The organism is Chthoniobacter flavus Ellin428 (assembly GCF_000173075.1).
Lineage (GTDB): Bacteria > Verrucomicrobiota > Verrucomicrobiia > Chthoniobacterales > Chthoniobacteraceae > Chthoniobacter > Chthoniobacter flavus.
Window position 1 is genome coordinate 178,993 of sequence record NZ_ABVL01000001.1, and the last position, 20,165, is coordinate 199,157.

The window sequence follows — 20,165 nt, forward strand, 5'->3', positions numbered from 1 at the left end:
CCCCTTTTCCCATGAAACTCCGCCGACGCGCCGAGCCCAATGTTCTCGGCTTCCAGATCGCACCGATGGTGGACATCCTCCTCGTGCTGCTCTGCTTTTTCATCGTCACGTGGAGCTTTGCGCGGAAGGAGAATGAGCTGGATGTGAAGGTGCCCGCGGCGGAACACGCCAAGGAAACCAATCCTGTCCTGAACCAGACGGTCATCAATGTGCGGGCGGATGGCGCGGTGGTATGGAACCAGAAAACCGTCCCGCTGCCCGAGCTCACCAAGCGGCTCAAGGAACTGGCGGATATTTATCCGGACTACGCGATCATCATTCGCGGCGATGAGCGTGTGCCCTATCGCTTTATCTCGGGCGTGCTCGATACCTGCCGCGCGGCCAATATCTGGAACGTCGCCTTCGCCACTTCTTCCAAAGCGGAATGAAACGTCGCCCTATCGCGGGTTGGATGCTCGTCGCGCTCGGCCTGGCGCAACTTCCCCTCGCTGCCCAACAAGACACGCCAGACGTGCGCAAGCCTTTCCGGCTGAACGAAGACGACAAGCCGATTCCCCGCGCCATTCCGGTGAAGCCCATTCCGCGGGCCATCCCCGTGCAGAGACCCACGGCCACACCGGCGCCGGAGAGCGTGCCGGCGCCCAAGCCGATGGCCGCGCCCGAGCCGGGCGACATCACCATCGCCCCGCAGGCCAAGGGCACGCCCGACGCCCTGCAGCTCAGTCTCGCCGACAACTATTACGAGAAGAAGCAGTATGAGATGGCGGCGCCAGAGTACGAAAAGTATCTCGGCCTCTACAAAAACGCTCCGGATACCGCGACCGCTCTCTTCCGCCTCGGCGAATGCTACCGCCATATCGGCAACGTCAATTCCGCGAAGAACGCCTACGAGACGCTGCTCGCGCAATTTGCCAGCGGGGAATTCATCGGCCCGGCGTCCTATCGGCTCGCCGATCTCTATTACGCCGACAAGCAGTATCGCGATGCCCTGACGCTCTACCGCAAGGCCTCGGTGCGGTTGCGGGAGCCGGCCGTGGCGAACGCGGCGAAATTCTTTACCGGCCGCTGCCTCGAGGCACTCGGGCAGAAGATGGAAGCGCGCGGCACCTACGAGGACCTCGTTTCCTCGGAGAAAGACAATCCCTTTTACGACGCCAGCCGCCTCTCGCTCGGCCTGTTGCTCAAGGAGAGCGGCCGCAATCCGGAGGCGATCAAGCAGATGCAGGCGCTCGCCAAGCAGACCACCAACCCGGAGTTGAAACTCCAGGCCACCGTACAATCCGGCCTGTGGTCGCTGGAACTCGAGCCGCCACAGACCGCGCAAGCCGAGGCGGATTTCAAGGCCGCGCTCGCCCTCCCCGGCAAGAGCTCGTGGAAGGAACTCGCGCAGCTCGGCCAGGTCCGCATTCTTTCCGACGCCGGCAAAGCCCAGCAGGTGCTCGACGCCTACAACAAGATGGACAAGGACGTCTCGCCCGACGTCAAACCCCAGCTCCTCCTGCTCGCGGCCAACGCTTCACGGCAGTTGAACAAGATGGCCGAGGCGTTGAATCTCTTCGGCGAAGTTTCCAGGGAATTTCCGGGCAGCGTTTACGACAAGGAAGCCCAGTACGAACGGCTGCGCACGCTCTACGCGGCCAATGACGCCTCGCTCGTCGGGGAGATCGACAAATATCTGGCGGCCAATCCCGACGCCGACAAGCGCGACGAAGCGCTGCTCATGAAAGCGGAGATCCTCTTCAAGAAAGAGGATTGGGAAGGCGCCATGGCCATCTACTCCACGCTCGAGCTCTCGCATCAGCTCACCGGCAATCGCAAGGCGGAAGCGCTCTTCCGCCTCGGCTGGTGCCAGTTGCAGGCCAAGAACACGGAGGCCGCCATCAAGACCTTCACATCGTTCGCCACCGCCTACCCGACGCACAAGCTCGTGCCGTATGCGCTGCTCCAGCGCGGTCTCGCCGAGCAGTCGCTGAAAAACCTCACCGGCGCGCTCAAGGATTACGAGCAGATCATCAAGAGCTTCCCGAAGGCGCCGCAGCGCGAGCTCGCGCTCCAGCAGAAGGCGCTCATCGAGGGCCAGCAGGGCAACAACTCCGCCATGGCGCTCAGCTTCAAGCAACTGCTGAAGGAATTCCCCGAGACTGCCGCGCGCGCGCAGGCGAACTATTGGATCGGCTGGGCGGCCTTTGAGGTAAAAAATTACAAGGAAGCCATCCCCGCGCTGGAAGAGGCGCGCAAGCTCGACAAAGAGCAATGGGGCGAGAAAGCCGGCATCCGCCTCCTGCTCTGCCCGTACTATCTGGAGGACCGCGTCGCCACCGCGCGCGAAGTCGATCGCTACGCCAAGGAAGGCAAGACCAAGGTGCCGCCGGAAATCCTCCGCTGGCTGGGCACGAAATTTTACGAGGCGGGCCACGCCACGCAGGACAACGCGGATCGCCTGCTCGACCTGAAGAACGCGGAGAAGTATTTGCAAATGCTGACCCAGCGCGAAGAGGTCATGCCCGACGATTTCCTGCTCCTCGCGCAAGCCGAGTTGGAAATTCCGCAAAACCAGCAGGCCGCGGATTCCCTGCACACTTATCTCAAGTCGACCAAGCTGCCCGTGCCCCGCTGCAAAGGATTGCTCCTGCTCGCCCAGGCGCAGATGGGTCTCACTGCGCTCGACGAAGCACAGAAGACCGTGGACGAAGCGCTCACGCTGCAACCCGAGGGCGAATGGAGCGGCAATGCGCGCATCGTGGCCGGCGACATCCAGATGGCCCGCAAGAATTTCGACGAAGCGGCGAAGGTTTACGAAAGCGTCGCGGTGATTCTCGACGATCCGGAAATCACCCCGCGCGCCTTGGAAAAGGCCGTGGTCGCCTGGCGCGCCGCCGGCAAACCCGCCGAGGCCGACAAGACGCTGAACAAGCTCAAGAGCCGCTACCCCGAATACAAAACCGGCCGCTTCCTGCAACAGCAGGATGTCTCGGGGACGAAGTAGGCGCCGCCCACGCTTGGCGCTTGGCACTTTCCCCATTCGGCTGGAAGCTCCCGGGGCATGAAGCTCTGGGCACCGCAACCGCGGCTACCATTCCTCGGCCTCGCCGTTGCCGCCATGCTCGGCACCTTCGCCGCGGATCGTTGCCTGTGGCCGCTGCCGTGGATCTTCGTCATGGCGCCACTCGGCTTGCTCGCCCTCCTGCTGCGCCCCGGTCGCCTCACCTGCTGGCTGTTTTGCGCGACCGCCTTTTTCGAACTCCACGCCGGCCAGCGCGCGGGCAACGACGCGCGCTGGCTGGCGGAAATTTTCGGACAGGGGCCGCGCGTGGCCCACGCCACCGCCATCGTCTGGAGCGAACCGGAAAAGCCGGCCGCCTGGTCGGGCAATGTGACCTCGCGCTTCGTCGCCAAGCTCGAATCCCTCAGCATCGGCGGACAATCGATCCCCACCCATTCGCTCATCAACGTGAGCTGGGTCGGCGTGCAACCGGCCTATGGCGATCGCATCACGCTGGTCGGTAGCGCGCTCAATCTCCCGCCCAGTCGCAATCCGGGCGAATTCGACTCCACCGCTTACCAACAGCGCCTCGGCATCTACTCGGAAATCCGCACGCGTTTCGCCATCGATTGCCAGGTCGAATCGCACGGCCACGGCAATCCAATCCTGGCCTTTGCCCTGCAAGCCCGGCACTGGGTGCAGCAGCGCCTCGAGGTCGATCTGAACGATTCTCCGGAGGTCATGCCCGTGATCGATGGCGTCGTCCTCGGCCTGCGCGGCGAAAGCCCGGAGGATCTGAAGACGCTGCTCCAGCGCACCGGCACGATTCATCTCTTCGTCGTCAGCGAGGCTGAACATCGCCCATGCTCTCCGGGCTCGTCTTCTACCTCCTCAAGCCATTCGGCCTGCCGCGCGGGTTCAACGTGGTGACGGTGATCCTCGTCCTCGTAGCTTACACGCTCATTACCGGTCTGCGCACAAGCAGCCTGCGCGCAACGATCATGGCCACGCTGCTGCTCAGCGCCACGCTCTTCGATCGCCGCGCACTTTCCGTCAACAGCCTCGCCGCCGCCGCGTTGCTCATCCTCGTCTGCGACACGAATCAACTCTTCGCGCCCGGCTTCCAGTTTTCGTTCACGCTCGTCTTCATCATCATCGTCCTCGCCGCGCCCCTGCAGCGCTGGTTCGACCAATTCGCCCAGCCCGATCCGTTTCTTCCCCGCCTGCTCTGGAGCCTGCCGGTGAAATGCCGTGCCTGGTGCTGGCACAAATTCTCCGTCGCGCTCGGGGTCATCCTCGCTTCGTGGATCGGCTCGCTGCTTTTCGTGGCCGGCTATTTCCATCTCTTTTCGCCGGGATCGATCGTCGCCAATTTCCTCGCCGTGCCCGTCGCCTTCGCCGTGCTGTCCCTCGGCCTTTGCTCGGTGCTGACCGCGCTCGTCTCGCTGAAGATCACCGCGCTCTTCAACAACGCGAATTGGTTCGTCGCCCAGATGATGCTGTCTGTCCTGCACCACTCCGCGAACCTCCCGAACGGCTACATCTACGTCGAGAATCCACACACGCTCCATCCTCCGAAATGCGAGCTGACCATCCTCGACCTCGGCGAAGGCGGCGCCGCACACGTGCGCGCGGGGCGGATCGATTGGTTGCTCGATTGCGGTGACGACTCGCACTACAACCACACCGTCCTGCCGTATCTGCGCAGCCGCGGCATCAATTGCCTGGACGGCCTGCTCTTCACCCACGGCAGCGCGCGGCACATCGGCGCGGCCGTCACCACCATCGGCGATTTTCACCCCGCGCTCCTCGCCGAATCGACGCTCAGCGACCGCTCTTCCACGCGGCGCAAGCTGCATCAATGGCTCGTGCAACAACGCCGCGGCAAAGGGCTCTACCTGCGCGGCGATATCATCCGTCTCGGCGACGACGTCCGGATGCGCGTCCTCTATCCGCCCGCCGGACTCAAGCGCACCGCCGCGGGGGACATGGCCCTCGTCCTGCAACTCGAGACCGGTCACACCCGCGCCTTGCTCATGTCCGCCTCCGGTTTTTCCACCGAGCAGTGGTTGCTCGAAAACGAACCCGACCTGCGCAGCGACATCCTCATCAAAGGCCAGCATTCCAAAGATCTCTCCGGCACGCCCAACTTCCTCGCGCGCGTGGCGCCGAAGATGATTGTCTGCGGCGCCCTCGGCTACGGGCAACCGGTCTCCACACTCGACGCTTGGGAAGCAGACGCCACAGCGCAAGGCATCACCGTTTTCCGGCAGGACAAAGCAGGCGCGGTGCACATCGACATCCGCGAGGAGGGCTACGAAGCCCGGGCGTTTCTCGGCGGTCAGACCTTCCGCAGCCGCGCCCGATAAATCGGCAATCCCTGGGCGACAAAGCGCCGCTCGAAATTCGTCTGCGGATATTCCGGATCCTCCGGCCAGTCGAGCCGCTCGTAGCCCTTGGCCCGCGCGAGCACTTTCTCCATCCACATGAAATAGGGCTCGTCGTCGGTCTTGATTCGCAGTTCGCCCCCCGGCACGAGGATCCCGTGGAGCGCTTCCATGAAGCCGTCCTGGATCAGGCGGTGCCGCTGGTGATGTCGCTTCGGCCACGGATCGGGAAACAGCACGTGCGCCACACTCACGCTTTCCTTCGGCAACACGTAGCGCAGAGTGTGGGCGGTCTCGAGGCGCAGGAGGCGGGCGTTCTCGAGTTGGTGATGCACGACCATGCGGCACACTTTGCGCACCCGCCCGAGCAGCCGCTCGACGCCGAGGAAATTGTGATCGGGATGTTTCGCCGCCATGGCGACGAGGAAGCCGCCTTCGCCGCAGCCGAGATCAAGCTCCAGCGGGGCGGGACGCGGAAACAGGTCACTCATCTCCGCCCGGGCGAAATAATCTTGCGGGACAAACTCGATCAGCTCCGCCGGGTCAGGGGCGTTTTCACTATGCGCACGAAATGCGGCTCTCATTGGGACGCTGCCGATACGCGCAGTAGGCCCGGATCGCAAGTAATTTTGACCACAAGCGATCGCCGCACGATACCTAGAAATCCCCCAACGCCTTCAACCGTTGGGCGGAGGCCGGTTGCGCGGTGCCGAGCTCCTGCGCAAAAAGCGAGACGCGGAATTCCTCGAGCATCCAGCGAAAAGTCTCCTGCTGGGCTTCGGGGACACGACTTTCCCACCTGGCAAAAGGCTCCAGCTGCTTCGCCTTCTCGGCGTCCTTCGCGGGATTCAACACCGCGCGTTCCGCACGGACTTGCATCGCCCGCAAGTAGCGATGGAGATGCGGCAATTGCGCATGCGGCGTGCGGGCGAGGAAATCGCCGGGGACCAATCGCTGGAGGTCCTGATCGAAACCGGGATAGCGCTTCGGCGAAGCGAGGAGCTTTTCCCGCAGATCGAAAAGCTGCCGGACGCGATCGCCGATTTGATACGTGAGCCCAGGCAATTCGCGGCGCGCAGTTTCCGCCATGGCGAGGAAGCGCGCCTCGGTCAGCGGGAAGACCGGCGTGAGTTGCAACACATGATCGAGCAGGTGCTGATAAGCGGATTTCTGCAGCGCCTCCGGTGTGACAAACGGCGCGGCGGGTTGCAGCTTGGCGCTCATCTGCTGAAGCGCGGAATGGAAATTGGCCGCCTGCCTGGGCGCATGCGTCGGCAGATGCTTCGCGAGGCCGGCGAGCTCTTTCCACACACGGGTGAGATCCCGCGCGAGGATGAGCTCGGCCAGCCGCCGCACGCCTTGTCGCGAAGCCTTCTCCGCTTCCTCACGTTGCCGGAAAAGACGCACATCGACCTCCCCTTCCCTCAATGCCAGGCCCGGATACGCGAGCAACGGCGCCCCGCCCACTTCCTCAACGACGACCGACTCCGGCAGATCGCCGATCGACCAGGTCGTCAGTCCACGCCGTTCCCATTTCCGCACCGCCTTGTCCCAAGCATCGGTCCGCACGTCGTGTTTCTGGACCTGCGCCTGGATGGCTTCGAGATCGCGACCCGCAGCCACGGTTTTGTTACCGCGATCGATGACCTCCACGCGCGGCTGCAAATGGGTCGGCAGGCTCTGCGGCGGCCAATCTTCGGCCCGCACCATGACGCGATATTTGCGGGAAAGAAAGTCCGCCAGCGCAGTGAGAAAGTCGCCCCGGCCCGGCTGAAACTCCGCCACGATTTCGCGGACTTTCGGCTCCAAGGGCATGAGCGTCTTGCGTACGGTCTTCGGAAGCGCCCGGAGCAGCACGCCAATTTGTTCCTCCCGCAGGCCGGGGACCATCCATTGGATTTGTCCGGTGGTCAGCTGGCTGGCGACGGGCAACGGCACACGCACAGTCACGCCATCGGCATCCTGGCCGGGCGTGTAGGCGTAGGTCACGGGCAACGCGGTGTTCCCGAGCGAGACCTGATCGGGGAAAAGCTGGCGGTCGTAGGTGGTGTCGTCCTCCCCGACGAGATCAGTCTCGGTGGCGCAGAGGAAATCGGGCTCACGCGCAATACGGTCGCGCACGAAGCGATTGAGATCGTGCACCGAAGACACATTGGTGATGCGCTCGGCGTAAAACTGATACATCGCCTCATCGAGATCGTGCGCCCGCCGGCTGCGCACCCGGGTGAGCGCGGTCTCGATCTTTTCGCGTACCTGGTGATTCTCGCTGAAGAACCGGTGCGGTAGTTTCGCCTCCTCGGCGACGAGCGCGCCGCGGATGAAAAGCTCCGTCGCCTTTTCCGGTTCGATGCGTCCGAAATCGACGTGCCGCCGCGTGATCTCCAGCCCGCTGATCAACACGCGCTCGAGCACGAGCACGCGCCCGGCTTTCGCGCTCCAGTACGGCTCGGTATAGCGGAAAGTGCAAAGGTGCCCGCCGAGATCGATGATCCACTCGGGATTGATCCCCGCAACCATGCGCGCAAAAAGCAGCGATGTCTCCACGATCTCGCCGGCCACGATCCACTGCGGCTGGCGGCTCTTGTCCGCGGGTTTCGCCGGAGCGGCGTTCTTCTTCGGCTTGTCGCGCCGCTCGTAGAGATTCGAACCCGGGAAGAGCGTGACCAGGCGCTCGCCGGAGGCCTTGTAGACATTGCGCTCCTGGCGAAAAGCGATGTGGCCGAGCAGACCCGCGAGGATCGCACGATGAATGGGCGGATAGGCATTTTCCTCGGGCTGCCGATTTCCACCGCGCGCGGGCGCGTCTTCATCCATCGCATCCGCGAGCTGGCGATGGATGTCACGCCATTCGCGCATGCGACTCAGCGAGAGAAAACTCGCTTTGCAGAAACGGCGCAACGCATTGCCACTGCCGCGCCCCTCGGCATCCGGCGCCGCGCGCCAGATATTGAGCAGCGAAAGGAAATCGGAATCGGGATCGGCGAACGCTTTGTGCGCCGTGGCGGCCGCTTCCTTCGCCTCCTCCGGGCGCTCGCGCGGATCGGGCACGCTGAGCCCAGCGGCGATGATGAGCATTTCCGGCAGCACCTTTTCCTCGCGGGCCTGAAGGAGCATGCGGCCGAGCGTGGGATCGATCGGCAGCCGGGCAAGCTCGCGGCCGAGCGACGTGAGTTCGTTCGAGTCGTTGAGCGCGCCGAGTTCGTGCAGTAATTGATACCCCGCGCGGATGGCCGCGCTGACCGGCGGGTTGATGAACGGGAACGTCTCGATGTCGCCGAGGCGAAAGGCCTTCATCCGCAGGATGACTTCGGCCAGATTCGCTCGCTGGATTTCCGGCTGGGTGAAACGCGGACGCGCAGAGAAATCGTCCTCGGCATAGAGCCGGATACAGGTGCCATCCTGCACACGGCCCGCGCGGCCGGCGCGCTGGTTGGCGCTGCTTTGCGAGACGTCTTCCACCGGCAGGCGCTTGGTGCGCGTGCGCGGATTGTAGCGACTCATGCGCGAGAGACCGGCGTCGACGACGTAGCGAATGCGCGGCAACGTGAGTGAAGTCTCGGCGATATTCGTGGCCACGATCACCCGCCGGCGCGGACTCGGGGCGAAGATCCGCTGCTGTTCCGCCGCGGGCATGCGTCCGAAAAGGCTGATCACTTCGAAGCTCGAGCCGAGACTGCCTTCCAGCAATTCGCGGGTATCGCGGATGTCACGCTCGGTGGGCATGAAGATGAGCACATCGTCGGTGTCCGTTTCGATGAGCGCATCTTCCCGTGGCCCGCACCGCCGCCTCGATGTGGCTGAGTTCATCGGCCTGCTCGCCGGGGCGCGCGTGGCTCTCGATCGGCGCGTAACGGATTTCCACCGGATACAGGCGACCGGAGACTTCGATGATCGGCGCGCCGCCGAAGGCTTTCGAGAAGGCTTCGGTATCGATCGTCGCGGAAGTGATGATGAGCTTGAGATCGCCGCGCTTGCGCAACAGGCCCTGCAGATAGCCGAGGAGAAAATCGATATTCAGCGAGCGCTCGTGCGCTTCATCGAGGATCAGCGCGGAATAGGCGCGCAGCATCGGGTCCGACTGGATCTCGGCGAGGAGGATGCCGTCGGTCATGAACTTCACCCGCGTGTCGCGACTGGTGTCGTCGTTGAAACGCATCTTGCAACCGACCTCGCGGCCCCAAGCGACGCCGAGCTCCTCGGCCACGCGCCGCGAGACGCTCATCGCCGCGACCCGGCGTGGCTGCGTGCAGCCAATCCGGCCCCGCTCGCCCAGCCCCGCGTCGAGACACATCTTGGGCAATTGCGTCGTCTTGCCCGAGCCGGTCTCGCCGGCCACGACTACGACCTGATGCCCGCGCAAGGCCGCGAGGATCTCCTCGCGCCGGGCGCTGATCGGGAGTTCAGGTGGATAGTGAATGGCAGGCATCGGCAAAAAGCGGGTCGGGACTATACACAAAAATCATACGGGCGCTGTAGCAGGTGTAGGGCGCGTGTCCCTACGCGACGTGAGTTGACCCAATTCACAGCGCCAGCCCCGATATGGAAGGACATTCCTGGGAGCGGCGACTTTCCAGTCGCTGACCGAAAAGTCCATTGCGCGTAGCGCCCTTTTTTAGGCTGATCTTTATACACAAGTCTCCGCAATAGAGGGACGCCGCTACGGATGGCACTGGAAGCGGCGACTTCCTAGTCGCCGATAGAAAAGCCCTCGGCGCGAAGCGCTCTCACTGAAGGACACCGCTCCGCGGTGTAGGGTTTTTTCTAGGAAGTCGCCCCTCCCAGCGCTCTCGTGGTTCATCGCCCCTTGCAGGAAAAGATGTGTATAAAGGTCAGTTTTTAAGCACCGTTACGCGGCGCAGGGTCTTTTCTAGAAAGTCGCCCCTCCCAGGGAACTCAGCTCGGCCGCGCCGCCCAGGCCGCGCGCAGCCAGGCCCCGCGGGTGGTCTTGCCATCCGCCTTCGGCAAGCCGGCGACGTCGATATTCAGCGAGCTGGCCAGCTTTTCCCAGCGTTCCGCCAGCGCGGGATCGAGCGGTTTGCTGAGTTCCGCGGCGTGGCCGGGGAAGGCTTCGTAATATTGGCTGAAGATATTCTTCCCGCGTTCCCCCAGAGTCGCCGGCGTGGGCGCGAGTCCGTGCAATCCGCCGGCCGTTCCCCACCATTGGACCGCAGTAAAATCCGAATTTCCCGGCAGCACGTCGCTCACATAAATCGTCGATCCGCCTTCCGCGTGGAGCAGGTCCTGCAACTTCGGCACCGAGACTGTCTGCAGGATGCCATGCTTGCGCCGCGCGAGATGCGCGGCGTGGCCAGCCGCTTCGCCGAGCGACATCCAGATCGGCTCCAGGCGGAGCGCGCAAAAGCCCACGTGCGAAGCACTGACCGCATTCGTCACGAGCAGGTTTTCAAAGCCTTTCGCGATCAGCACGCCGTAGGGAATCTGATACGGGGCGACCATCTTGTAGAACTCGCCTTCGTGTTTGCCGCCGAAGCGCGAGCCCTCGTGCGAGGTGCCGTGGCAATTCGGCCCGTAATCGCCCATCGCAATGGCGTCGGTATGCAGCACGGCGCGGGCGTCGTTCGGGGCGCAATCGGTGTCCTTTTCGGTGAAGATATATTCGCCCACCACGCGGCGCCCTTCGCGCACGTAGAGCTGCATCGGCAGATGATTGCTGTCGGTGAACTCATCCTTGCAGAAGCCCCATTCGCGCGCTTCGTCACGGAACTTCGCCGGCACCGCGGAGTCGTTTTGCAAAAAGTAAATGAGACCCACGTCCCAGCGCAGATGCTCGTCGAAAACGCGGTCGCGGGATTGCCGCAGGCCGGTGCGCGAGAAGGGCGCAACCGCCCCGTGCTGGACCACGCGCGCGGCGAAGCCGGATTCGCCCTCCGGCCAGTCGTCATTTCCACCGGGCAGGGAAAGCCGAACGAGCCCCTTCGACATATCGTTGATGTCGTATTTGCCGTTCGGCAATGGGCCCTGGGCCTTGATGAGTTCCGTCGGTTTCGTGCTGAAGACGCCGTGAATGCGGCCGTCGAGGAGCAACGCGAGCAGGTCGACGAATCCGGCGCGCAGATAGCCGGGCGGTTCCTCGACCGGCACGCGGTTCTTCGGATCGCGCGTCATGCACAGGCGGAAATTGTAGGCCTGCAACTGATCGTCGGCTTCGTCCGGGGCGAGCGACTCGCCATACTGGTTGCCCGCCTCGCGGCCCACGTGATAGGCCGCGCGGGCGCAGGCCATCAGGTCGCCTTCATAGGTCGCATCGACGAAATAGTAGGCGGCGACGGAGTGATACTGGGCATCGCCATCGACGAGGAGCGCGATCTCCACCGCACGGGAAGTCGCCGGACCTTCGCCGTCGCCGTTGCTGCTGTTCTTCACGCCATCGAGGACCCATTCGGTGCGCAGGGTGATCTTCGGCTGCTCGGCGATCATCTTTTCAAAGATGGAAAGCGCGACCTTGGGTTCGAATTGCGTACCGTGAAAGCAATCGCGCACCTGCTGGGAATCGGCGCCATAGGTCTCGCGGTAGTAGGCCTCGACGCGATGGGCGAAATCGAGGAACGAGCCGTTCAGCCCCTCCAGCGTGCGGAAATCGGTGTGCGAAAGGCCGTTGGTCATCATCCCGCCAATGCGGCGCGACGGCTCGATGAGCAACACACGCTCGCCATCCCTGGCCGCGGCGATCGCCGTCGCGATTCCACTGGGCGTGGCGCCGTATACGAGGATATCGAATTCCTGAGCATGCAGGACAGTGGCCAGCAGCAGGAGCAGGGGGAGGAGGAACCGGCGCATTGGTTAGCCGGTAGCTGGTGTTGGGCAGTGGGGCAAGTACCGTGTGGGGAAAACGGAGCCGCCGCCTATTCACTCCCAAGGGCGGGCTTTTCCGGAGCGCTGTCGCCGAGCACCGTTTCGTCTTTCAAAACCACCCCGCTCACGCGGAGCTGGCGGGCCTGGGTGAGGAGGGCGTGGAGCTTGCGCGCGGCCTTGGCGGGGGCGAGGGCCGCCGGTGCGGATATTGGAAATACAATTGCGATCGGCATCGGTCCGGCCGGGCGCGGGCGCATAGGTAAAATAGGCGCCCAGGCTGTCGGCGCTGCCGAGACCCAGGACGTTCGCCGAGGAGCATGAGGCTGATCTGGGCGCGGAGGATTTCGCCCGATCTCATCCTGCAGGGCGACGCGAGCGTGCCGGGCGACGATCACCGGTGCGAGGGTTCCAGCCATCTCCGCGAAGGAGCGGGAGCAGCGCCACGAGCACCCGGCTCCGTTTGGGTGGTCGCGGCGAGGGTGGAAAGGCCATCCGATACGATGATTGCCAGGTCGCAGCGCGGGGTGGTCTCGGCAGATCCAGCCAACGTTGCGCGCGAGGCCTCGGCGAGACGACGGCCGAGATTCGGGTGTTGGAGGAATTCGGCGCGATCGGGTGCCGCGCTGTCGACCACCCGCACTGGCTCACCGAGCACTCTCAGCTTCGTGGCCAGAGCCTCGGCATCGAACTCCGCCAGTACCGCGTCACGCGCCCGCGCATGAGCGAGACGGAAATCGAGCTGGGCCCGTGTGGGCAGACTGCCGCCACTGCGCCCGAGCGCGATCCGCGCTGCGGTGTAGGCGCGCAGCGGGCTCCACGGATCGGCCGGAACGAGTTCGTCACTCATGGCTCATCCCCGCAATCAGCGCGTGTTGATGATCCACCGCCTCGAGATGCAACCCATCGCGCGCGATGCGCATCTTCTCCAGCCACACGGCAAATTCCGGCGCCGGCCGGAGGTTCAACACCTGCCGCAGATACTGCGCATCGTGAAAGCTGGTCGATTGATAATTGAGCATGATGTCGTCCGCGCCGGGCACGCCCATGATGTAATTGCAGCCGGCCACGCCGAGCAGCGTGAGAAGCGTATCCATGTCGTCCTGGTCGGCCTCGGCGTGGTTGGTGTAGCACACGTCGCAGCCCATCGGCAGGCCGAGCAACTTCCCGCAGAAATGATCCTCCAGACCCGCGCGGACGATCTGTTTGCCGTCGTAAAGATATTCCGGGCCGATGAAACCGACGACCGTGTTGACCAGCAACGGTTCGAATTCCCGGGCCACCGCATAGGCGCGCGCCTCGAGTGTTTGCTGGTCGATGCCGTGGTGCGCATTCGCGGAAAAGACATGAGCCCTGGCCGGTTTCGAAATACATCACGTTGCGGCCGATCGTCCCGCGATTCAGCGCCAGCGCGGCTTCGCGGGCTTCGCGCAGGGAGCGCGAGATCGATGCCGAAACTGCGGTTCGCGGCCTCGGTGCCGGCGATGGATTGGAAGACGAGATCGAGCGGCGCGCCCGCTTCCATGCAGCGCAGCGAAGTCGTCACATGCGCGAGCACGCACGATTGCGTGGGGATTTCGTATCGGCGGATGAGCTGATCGATGAGCCGCAGCAGCGTGGCACACGCGCCCGGTGAATCGGTGACCGGATTGATGCCGATGACCGCATCACCACAGCCGTACATGAGCCCGTCGAGAATCGACGCCGCGATCCCGCGCGGGTCGTCGGTCGGATGATTCGGCTGCAACCGCACGGCCAGCGTGCCAGGCAGACCCAGCGTGTTGCGGAACTTGGTCACTACGCGCGCCTTTGCCGCGACGAGGATGAGGTCCTGGTTGCTCATCAGCTTGCTCACCGCGGCGACCATCTCGGGCGTGAGCCCCGGTGCGAGCGCGGTAAGCGTCGCGGTATCCGTCTCGTAGCGAAGCAGCCAGTCGCGCAGTTCTCCGACACTCAACCCGCTGATCGACTGGAACGCCGCGCGGTCCTGGCGATCAAGAATCAGCCGGGTGACTTCGTCCTGCTCGTACGGAATGAGCGGTTCCTCGAGAAAGCGCGTGAGCGGCACTTCGGCGAGACACATTTGCGCGGCCACGCGCTCCTCGGAGCCGGCCGCGGCGAGCCCGGCGAGCTGGTCGCCCGAACGCAGTGGCGTCGCCTTGGCGAGCAGTGTCTTGAGATCAGGAAAAACGTGCGTCCTTCCGTCGAGAGTCAGCCGATAGCTCATCGGATGAACAACATACCCCGCGTCCCGCGCAATGCGAGCCGTCGTTCCGTCACGATTGCGCAACGGCGGAGCCGCAACCAAAAAGGTTAAACGCAGAGACGCAGAGACGCAGAGAGCTACTAAAGAGCCACCACGAAACGCCCAAAAAAAAAAGAACCGCGAGCCCCTCACCACTTCTTCTCTGCGCCTCTGCGGCCTCTGCGTTTAAAAATTTCTTTGGCTCTGCTGTGCGGGGGCCTCGGCGTTTAGAGGCGGGGCGGGCATTGCGCGGGTAGTGGGTCATCGACTATCGTCCCCCCGAATGACTTCACCTCCGGTAACCAGCGTCGTGCCTTCCCCGAGCGGCGTCTGGGCGGCGTATCATCCCCGGGCGGAAGTTTTCGACGAGATGCGCGCCGCGGATGGCACCGTGCGTCCGCACTGGCTGCCGCTCGTGCAAGGCCTGGAGCGGCTCGGCCGGGAAGGCGTGCGTGAGCGGGCCGAAAGCGCCCTGCAACTGCTGCGCGAACACGGCGTGACTTACAACGTGCACGCCGATGGCGAGAGCGCCGAGCGCCGCTGGGAACTCGACGTCCTCCCGCAGATCATCGACGCCGCGGAATGGGCGCAACTCGAAGCCGGCCTCATCCAGCGCACGAAGCTCCTCAATCTCGTGCTGGCCGACATCTACGGTCCGCAACAACTGCTGCAGGAGGGCTTGCTTCCCCCCGCCCTGCTCCACGCCAATCCCGGTTTCCTGCGTTGCTGCCACGGCATTCGTCCACCGGGCGGCCTCTTTCTCTCGTTGCATGCTGTTGATCTCACCCGTGCGCCGAACGGCCGCTGGTGGGTGCTGAGCGACCGCACCCAGGCGCCGAGCGGCGTCGGTTATGCGCTGGAGAATCGCGCGATCCTTTCGCGCGTGCTGCCCGAGGAATTCCGCGCCGCGCAAGTGCAACGGCTCGCCAGTTTTTTCCGGCAGCGGAAGGCCGGACTGCGCGCGCTGGCGCCGTGGACGAGCGCGCCGAATATCGTCCTGCTCACGCCAGGCACCTATGCCGAGACTTATTTCGAGCACGCCTACCTCGCGCGCTTCCTGGGTTACCAATTGGTCGAAGGCAGCGACCTCACGGTGCGCGATCAATGCGTCTTTTTAAAAACGCTCGAGGGCCTGCAACGCGTCGACGTGATCATCCGCCGCGTGGATGACACCTGGTGCGATCCGCTGGAGCTGCGCGGCGATTCCCTCCTCGGCGTGCCCGGCCTCGTCGAAGCCGCGCGCGCGGGCAACGTCGCCATCTCCAACGCCCTCGGCACCGGCGCGGTGGAAACGACCGCCCTGCTCGCCTTCCTGCCCGCGCTCTCGCGGCATTTGCTGAATGAAGAACTGCGCATCCCGAATGTCGCCACCTGGTGGTGCGGCCAGCAAAGCGAACGCGATTTCGCGCTCGGCGCGCTGAACAAACTCGTCACCAAACGCGCCTTCGTCGGCGGCCACGGCGAGCCCAGCTTCGGCGGCCGCCTCGGCGCGCGGGAACTCGAAGACCTGGCCGCGCACATCCGCGCGAACCCGCACGCCTATGTCACCCAGGAGAGCGTCGCGCTCTCCACCGCGCCGGTCTGGCACGGCAACGCCCCTGAGCCGCGCCCGCTCATCATGCGCTGCTACATCTGCGCGACCGTCGATGGCTTCACGGTGATGCCCGGCGCGCTCACACGCGTGTCGCCTTCGGCGGAATCGCCGATCGTTTCCTCGCGCTACGGCGGCGGAAGCAAGGACACCTGGGTGCGTTCGAGCGCGCCAACGGGATCCGCCGCGGCCGTGGAATCCACGGCGCCGGCGCTGCGCCCGGAAGTGAGCGCGTCGCACGTGCCCAGCCGTGTGGTCGAAAACCTTTTCTGGCTCGGCCGCTATGCCGAACGCCTGGAAGACACCACCCGCCTGCTGCGCACCGCCCTCGGCCGTCTTGCCGGCGAAGGCGGACCGACCGAGGAAGTGGAACTGACCGCTCTCGCCCGCTGGCTCGCCCGCACGGAAATTCTCGACGCCCGCTTCGCCGATGAATTCACCCCGGCGGAGCTCGCCTCCGAATTGCGCGAGCTCGTCTTCGAGCGCAATCGCTTCGGCACTGTGCGCGAATTGCTCGGCCGCGTCGGCTTCCTCGCCAACAATGTGCGCGACCGCCTCTCCGGCGACACCTGGCGCATTCTCAATCAGCTCCAGACGGATTTCCCGGCGACGATGTCCCGTGCGACACCGGGCGCGATTCTGCACACGCTGCACCGGCTCATCTTCCAACTCGCGGCCTTCAGCGGCATGGAGATGGAAAACATGACCCGCGGCCACGCCTGGCGTTTTCTCGATATCGGCCGGCGACTGGAGCGGGCGATCAATCTCGTGTCCAATGTCCGCGCGGTCCTTGCCGCCGATACCGACGGCACAGCGCTCGCGCCGCTGCTCGAATACACCGACAGCACGATGACCTATCGCCGGCGCTATCTCGCGCGACCGGAAATGCCGACTACACTCGCGCTCTTGATCAATGACGTGTCGAACCCGCGCTCGCTCGTTTTCCAGCTGGAGATTCTGGGCCATCATCTCGCCGCCCTCCCCGGCGCGGACGGCACGCGCCCCGAGCAAATTCATTTCGAAGACCTCATGGCGCTGCTCCGCGAAACCGACGCCCAGGATTTCGCGACGCAAGGCGTCCTCGGCCGCGCGCGCCTGGCCACGCGGCTCGATGAATTCTACGAGGCCACTGGCCAGCTCTCCGATCTGCTCACCGCCTCCTATTTCAGTCACGTGCCCGCGCGAGTGAGCTAAGGCCATGCTTTACGACATCACGCATCGCACGACTTACGGCTACGGCTCCGATGTCGCGGTGTCGCATCACCTCGCGCATCTGCGTCCGCGTCAGTTGCCGGCGCAGCAAGTCGATGATTTCCAGCTCCTCGTCGAACCGACATCGGCGGTGAGCGCCGAGCGCGTGGATTACTACGGTAATACGACGACCTTTTTCAGCATCGGCAGTCCGCACGATTGCCTGACGGTCACGGCCCGCAGCCGGGTGCGCGTCGCCGCCCCGGCATCGCCAGCACCTTCCGATACCCTCGCGTGGCAACTCGTCCGCGACCGTTGCGCGAGCGATGTGCTCACGCCCGATAGCGCGGTGGGCGAGTTTCGATTCGAATCACCGAACATCGCGCGGCGGTCCATCTTCGCCGACTACGCCGCGCTTTCGTTTGTGCAGGACCGGCCGCTGCTCGAAGCGATCGTCGATTTCAACGCCCGCATTTTTCAGGATTTCAAATTCGATCCTCGCGCCACCACCGTCGCCACACCGGTGGATGAAGTTTTCAAAAAGCGCCGCGGGGTTTGTCAGGACTTCGCGCATCTCGCCATCGCCTGCCTGCGCTCGCTTGGGTTGCCCGCGCGTTATGTCAGTGGTTACCTCGAAACCTTGCCGCCGCCGGGCAAAGCCCGACTCATCGGCGCCGACGCCTCGCACGCGTGGTATTCGGTGTGGTGTCCGGACTACGGCTGGATCGACGCCGATCCGACAAACAACCTGCTCCCCGGTGACCGGCATATCACCGTCGCCTGGGGACGTGATTTCAGCGACGTCAGCCCATTGCGTGGCATAGTCGTGGGCGGGAGCGGACACAGCCTCGGGGTCAGCGTCGACGTGGCGCGCGTGGCAGAGGGATAAAGCATCGGTAATGGTTTGGTATTCGGAACACGCGCCGAATGAGATCTGGAGGGCGCCGCCGAGACCTAACCCAAGTTCGACAGTTACGAAGTTAGTTGGGTTGATTTTGAAGGGCTTACGTTGATTAAAGGCGGTTTTTCTCCACTACATTTTCGATGATTTTCGGACGCGTGGGCAGTTTCAGGCCCAAGTGAGCCAGCAGATCGGCGGCCAGCGGTTCGGGTTTGCTGACTAGGCGCAGCCGGGTTTCGCCGCGGTCACGGACGTTGAACAAGAGGTCCATGGAATGAATGGTGCCGAGTTCCTGCACCACTTGCCGAGCGGTGTCTCCCATGGCCTTGGCTTTGAGCCAGAGTTCCAAGGTGCGCCACATGACCAGCGCCAGGAAGCAGACCAGGATGTGGGCCTGCACCCCGATCTTCTTTTTGATGAAAGACTGGGCGCAGTCCCAAGTCGCTCTTGCTGGTCCGAAAGGCGTCTTCGACTTCCGTCAGTTGGATATACCAACGCCAAAGCTTGCCGGGATCTTCTTCGGTGCAGTTGGTGCGCAGCAGATAGGCGCCATGGGCGGCTTGCGCCCATTCGGTTTTGCTCGGGTCTTCGCTGACGCGCAGTCCGACCGCGCGGCCTTTTCCCACGAGCACTTCGACTGCGAAGAGCTTTTCGGCGGCGGTATTGCGCCCAAGCCATTTGCCGATGCGCCGTTCGATCACCCGGGGTGACTTGGCCGGCTTTTTGCGCAACGCGGCATCGATCTGCGCGAGCTTCTTGCGCAGCCGCTCTTGTTGCCCGCGCAGCATGGCCTTTTCCTTTTCACTCCGGGCGCGGCTGCGGCAGAGCACATAGCGTTCGCCACCTTCTTGATCGGGATGCGGCAGCAACTTGACTTCCACGCCTGCTTCGACCTGCTGCCAGTCGTGGTTTTCGAGCAGTTGTTTTTCGAACGCTTTGAGCCGGCCTTTGGGTGTGCCGACGATGTAGAGGGCTTGCTTTTCGCGCAGATAATCGAGGTTCTCCTCGCTGACCATGCCGCGGTCCATGGCCCAAATGCGCTGGGCCACTCCGTAGTGTTGCTCCATCAACTCGACGATCTCCTCGACGGTGGTGACGTCGGCCCGATTGCCATCGAAGACTTCATAAGCCAGCGGCAACCCCTCGGGTGTGACGACCAGCCCGATACAGACCTGTTTGCAATCCGCGCGCTGGTCGCGGCTGTAGCCGCGCTGGGCTTGAGGGTTGCCCGCACACTGGCCTTCAAAGTAAGTGCTGGTGATGTCATACAACAGGAACTCGAAGCGCTGGCCAAAGAGGCTTTCGTAGCGCTCCTTGAGATGACCAAAGAGGGCCTGGCGCAAAGGTAGAAGCGCATCGAGGCCGCGGTAGAGCCGGTTGTCATAAACCGCTTCGACACCAACGCCCAGCAGGTCGTCGAGAGCGGTCTGCCCATACCATCGCTCGCTCAGCGCCAGTTCGGAAGCCTGCGCGCAAAACCGGCCGATACAAAGAATGGCGGCCACCGTCGCCCAATCGATTTCCTCGCGCCCGCGCCGTAGATGCGCGAAGAAAAAATCGTGCAATCCCAAGCGCCGCCAAAGCGCCAAGGCTAAATAGACCTGGCCAAACTGCCGCAACCGTTCCACGCGCACGCGAGAAAGATCCACCTGCGCCCACTGCGGCGGCGGTAGGGACGGTGGCGCGGCCGGCGATCCAAAAAGATCTCCCGGCGGCGTGGGCTCCGCAGGCGCCCCATCCCCATCCAGTAAACGCGCTATCTCCTCCCAGCCGGCCCGTTCCTCTTCGTCGAGTCCGGGCAGTTTGCCTAGCGTCGCCACCACCCGCTGCCGCGGCCCGCGCTCCGTGCGGTGACTCTCCACCAAAGTCCAATACTCGTATTGTTGACCGTTCTTCTGTCTGCGATTGCGCCGCAAAAACATGCCCCAGCTTGCCCCTTTCCTCTCTGCTCCAGCAAGGCGGCGGTCTCCACTACAACATCCAATCCCTGACAACCAACCGCCTCTCCAGAAGCCAACCCAACATCCCCTCACGGAAAAAGCTTTTTATCCCTAACG

General features: G+C 63.8%; 14 protein-coding genes and 2 pseudogenes. 6 read left to right on the plus strand and 10 right to left on the minus strand.

Annotated features, from left to right (window positions below):
• The first annotated feature begins 11 nt into the window (after positions 1-11).
• Genes CFE428DRAFT_RS00780 through CFE428DRAFT_RS00795 form a run of 4 tightly spaced genes read left to right on the plus strand, consistent with a single transcriptional unit; the run spans position 12 to position 5,352 of the window.
• Positions 12-428: an ExbD/TolR family protein gene (locus tag CFE428DRAFT_RS00780; RefSeq protein WP_006977492.1), complete on the plus strand. Its 417-nt coding sequence runs from the start codon at positions 12-14 to the stop codon at positions 426-428.
• The gene (locus CFE428DRAFT_RS00785) at positions 425-2,986 is read left to right on the plus strand and encodes a tetratricopeptide repeat protein (RefSeq protein ID WP_042724171.1); all 2,562 of its coding nucleotides are present in this window, start codon (positions 425-427) and stop codon (positions 2,984-2,986) included. The genes CFE428DRAFT_RS00780 and CFE428DRAFT_RS00785 overlap by 4 nt, the downstream gene beginning before the upstream one ends.
• Before the next feature lie 57 nt (positions 2,987-3,043).
• Entirely contained in the window at positions 3,044-3,913 is an 870-nt protein-coding gene (locus CFE428DRAFT_RS00790; protein WP_006977494.1) for a DUF4131 domain-containing protein, read from the plus strand.
• The gene (locus tag CFE428DRAFT_RS00795) at positions 3,847-5,352 is read left to right on the plus strand and encodes a ComEC/Rec2 family competence protein (protein WP_042724172.1); all 1,506 of its coding nucleotides are present in this window, start codon (positions 3,847-3,849) and stop codon (positions 5,350-5,352) included. Before CFE428DRAFT_RS00790 ends, CFE428DRAFT_RS00795 begins: the two co-directional genes overlap by 67 nt.
• Here CFE428DRAFT_RS00795 and trmB read toward each other — a convergent pair.
• From trmB to CFE428DRAFT_RS40840, 8 genes and pseudogenes are all read right to left on the minus strand, one after another.
• The gene (gene trmB, locus CFE428DRAFT_RS00800) at positions 5,325-5,954 is read right to left on the minus strand and encodes a tRNA (guanosine(46)-N7)-methyltransferase TrmB (RefSeq protein WP_006977496.1); all 630 of its coding nucleotides are present in this window, start codon (positions 5,952-5,954) and stop codon (positions 5,325-5,327) included. The two genes, CFE428DRAFT_RS00795 and trmB, sit on opposite strands and share 28 nt — an antisense overlap.
• A 73-nt stretch (positions 5,955-6,027) precedes the next feature.
• On the minus strand, positions 6,028-9,093 hold the full coding sequence (hrpA, locus tag CFE428DRAFT_RS00805; protein ID WP_006977497.1) for an ATP-dependent RNA helicase HrpA: 3,066 nt from the start codon (positions 9,091-9,093) through the stop codon (positions 6,028-6,030).
• A complete protein-coding gene (locus CFE428DRAFT_RS00810; RefSeq protein ID WP_006977498.1) occupies positions 9,077-9,796 on the minus strand; it encodes a DEAD/DEAH box helicase in 720 nt (239 codons plus the stop codon). The genes hrpA and CFE428DRAFT_RS00810 overlap by 17 nt, the downstream gene beginning before the upstream one ends.
• A gap of 467 nt (positions 9,797-10,263) precedes the next feature.
• Entirely contained in the window at positions 10,264-12,168 is a 1,905-nt protein-coding gene (locus CFE428DRAFT_RS00815) for an FAD-dependent oxidoreductase (protein ID WP_006977499.1), read from the minus strand.
• Between the two features lie 65 nt (positions 12,169-12,233).
• On the minus strand, positions 12,234-12,416 hold the full coding sequence (locus CFE428DRAFT_RS38600; RefSeq protein ID WP_006977500.1) for a hypothetical protein: 183 nt from the start codon (positions 12,414-12,416) through the stop codon (positions 12,234-12,236).
• Positions 12,415-12,483: pseudogene (locus CFE428DRAFT_RS40835) on the minus strand (hypothetical protein); the annotation flags it as partial. The pseudogene CFE428DRAFT_RS40835 and the gene CFE428DRAFT_RS38600, both read right to left, overlap by 2 nt.
• Positions 12,484-12,574: 91 nt before the next feature.
• Complete coding sequence (locus tag CFE428DRAFT_RS38605; protein ID WP_006977501.1) at positions 12,575-13,030, minus strand: ethanolamine ammonia-lyase light chain EutC; 456 nt, start codon at positions 13,028-13,030, stop codon at positions 12,575-12,577.
• A pseudogene (locus CFE428DRAFT_RS40840) lies at positions 13,023-14,407 on the minus strand (ethanolamine ammonia-lyase subunit EutB). The gene CFE428DRAFT_RS38605 and the pseudogene CFE428DRAFT_RS40840 overlap by 8 nt, the downstream one beginning before the upstream one ends.
• Positions 14,408-14,708: 301 nt before the next feature.
• Here CFE428DRAFT_RS40840 and CFE428DRAFT_RS00830 point away from each other — a divergent pair.
• Positions 14,709-17,210, plus strand: a complete 2,502-nt coding sequence (locus tag CFE428DRAFT_RS00830; protein WP_006977504.1) for a circularly permuted type 2 ATP-grasp protein — start codon at positions 14,709-14,711, stop codon at positions 17,208-17,210.
• A 4-nt stretch (positions 17,211-17,214) separates the two neighbouring features.
• Positions 17,215-18,096, plus strand: a complete 882-nt coding sequence (locus tag CFE428DRAFT_RS00835; protein ID WP_006977505.1) for a transglutaminase family protein — start codon at positions 17,215-17,217, stop codon at positions 18,094-18,096.
• Between the two features lie 124 nt (positions 18,097-18,220).
• On the opposite strand, the gene CFE428DRAFT_RS36840 is transcribed toward CFE428DRAFT_RS00835, so the two are convergent.
• Positions 18,221-18,379 carry a hypothetical protein gene (locus CFE428DRAFT_RS36840; RefSeq protein ID WP_162145214.1) on the minus strand — a complete coding sequence of 53 codons (159 nt, stop codon included), beginning with the start codon at positions 18,377-18,379 and terminating at the stop codon, positions 18,221-18,223.
• Complete coding sequence (locus tag CFE428DRAFT_RS36845) at positions 18,354-20,030, minus strand: IS1634 family transposase (protein ID WP_006977506.1); 1,677 nt, start codon at positions 20,028-20,030, stop codon at positions 18,354-18,356. Before CFE428DRAFT_RS36845 ends, CFE428DRAFT_RS36840 begins: the two co-directional genes overlap by 26 nt.
• Positions 20,031-20,165: the final 135 nt, after the last annotated feature.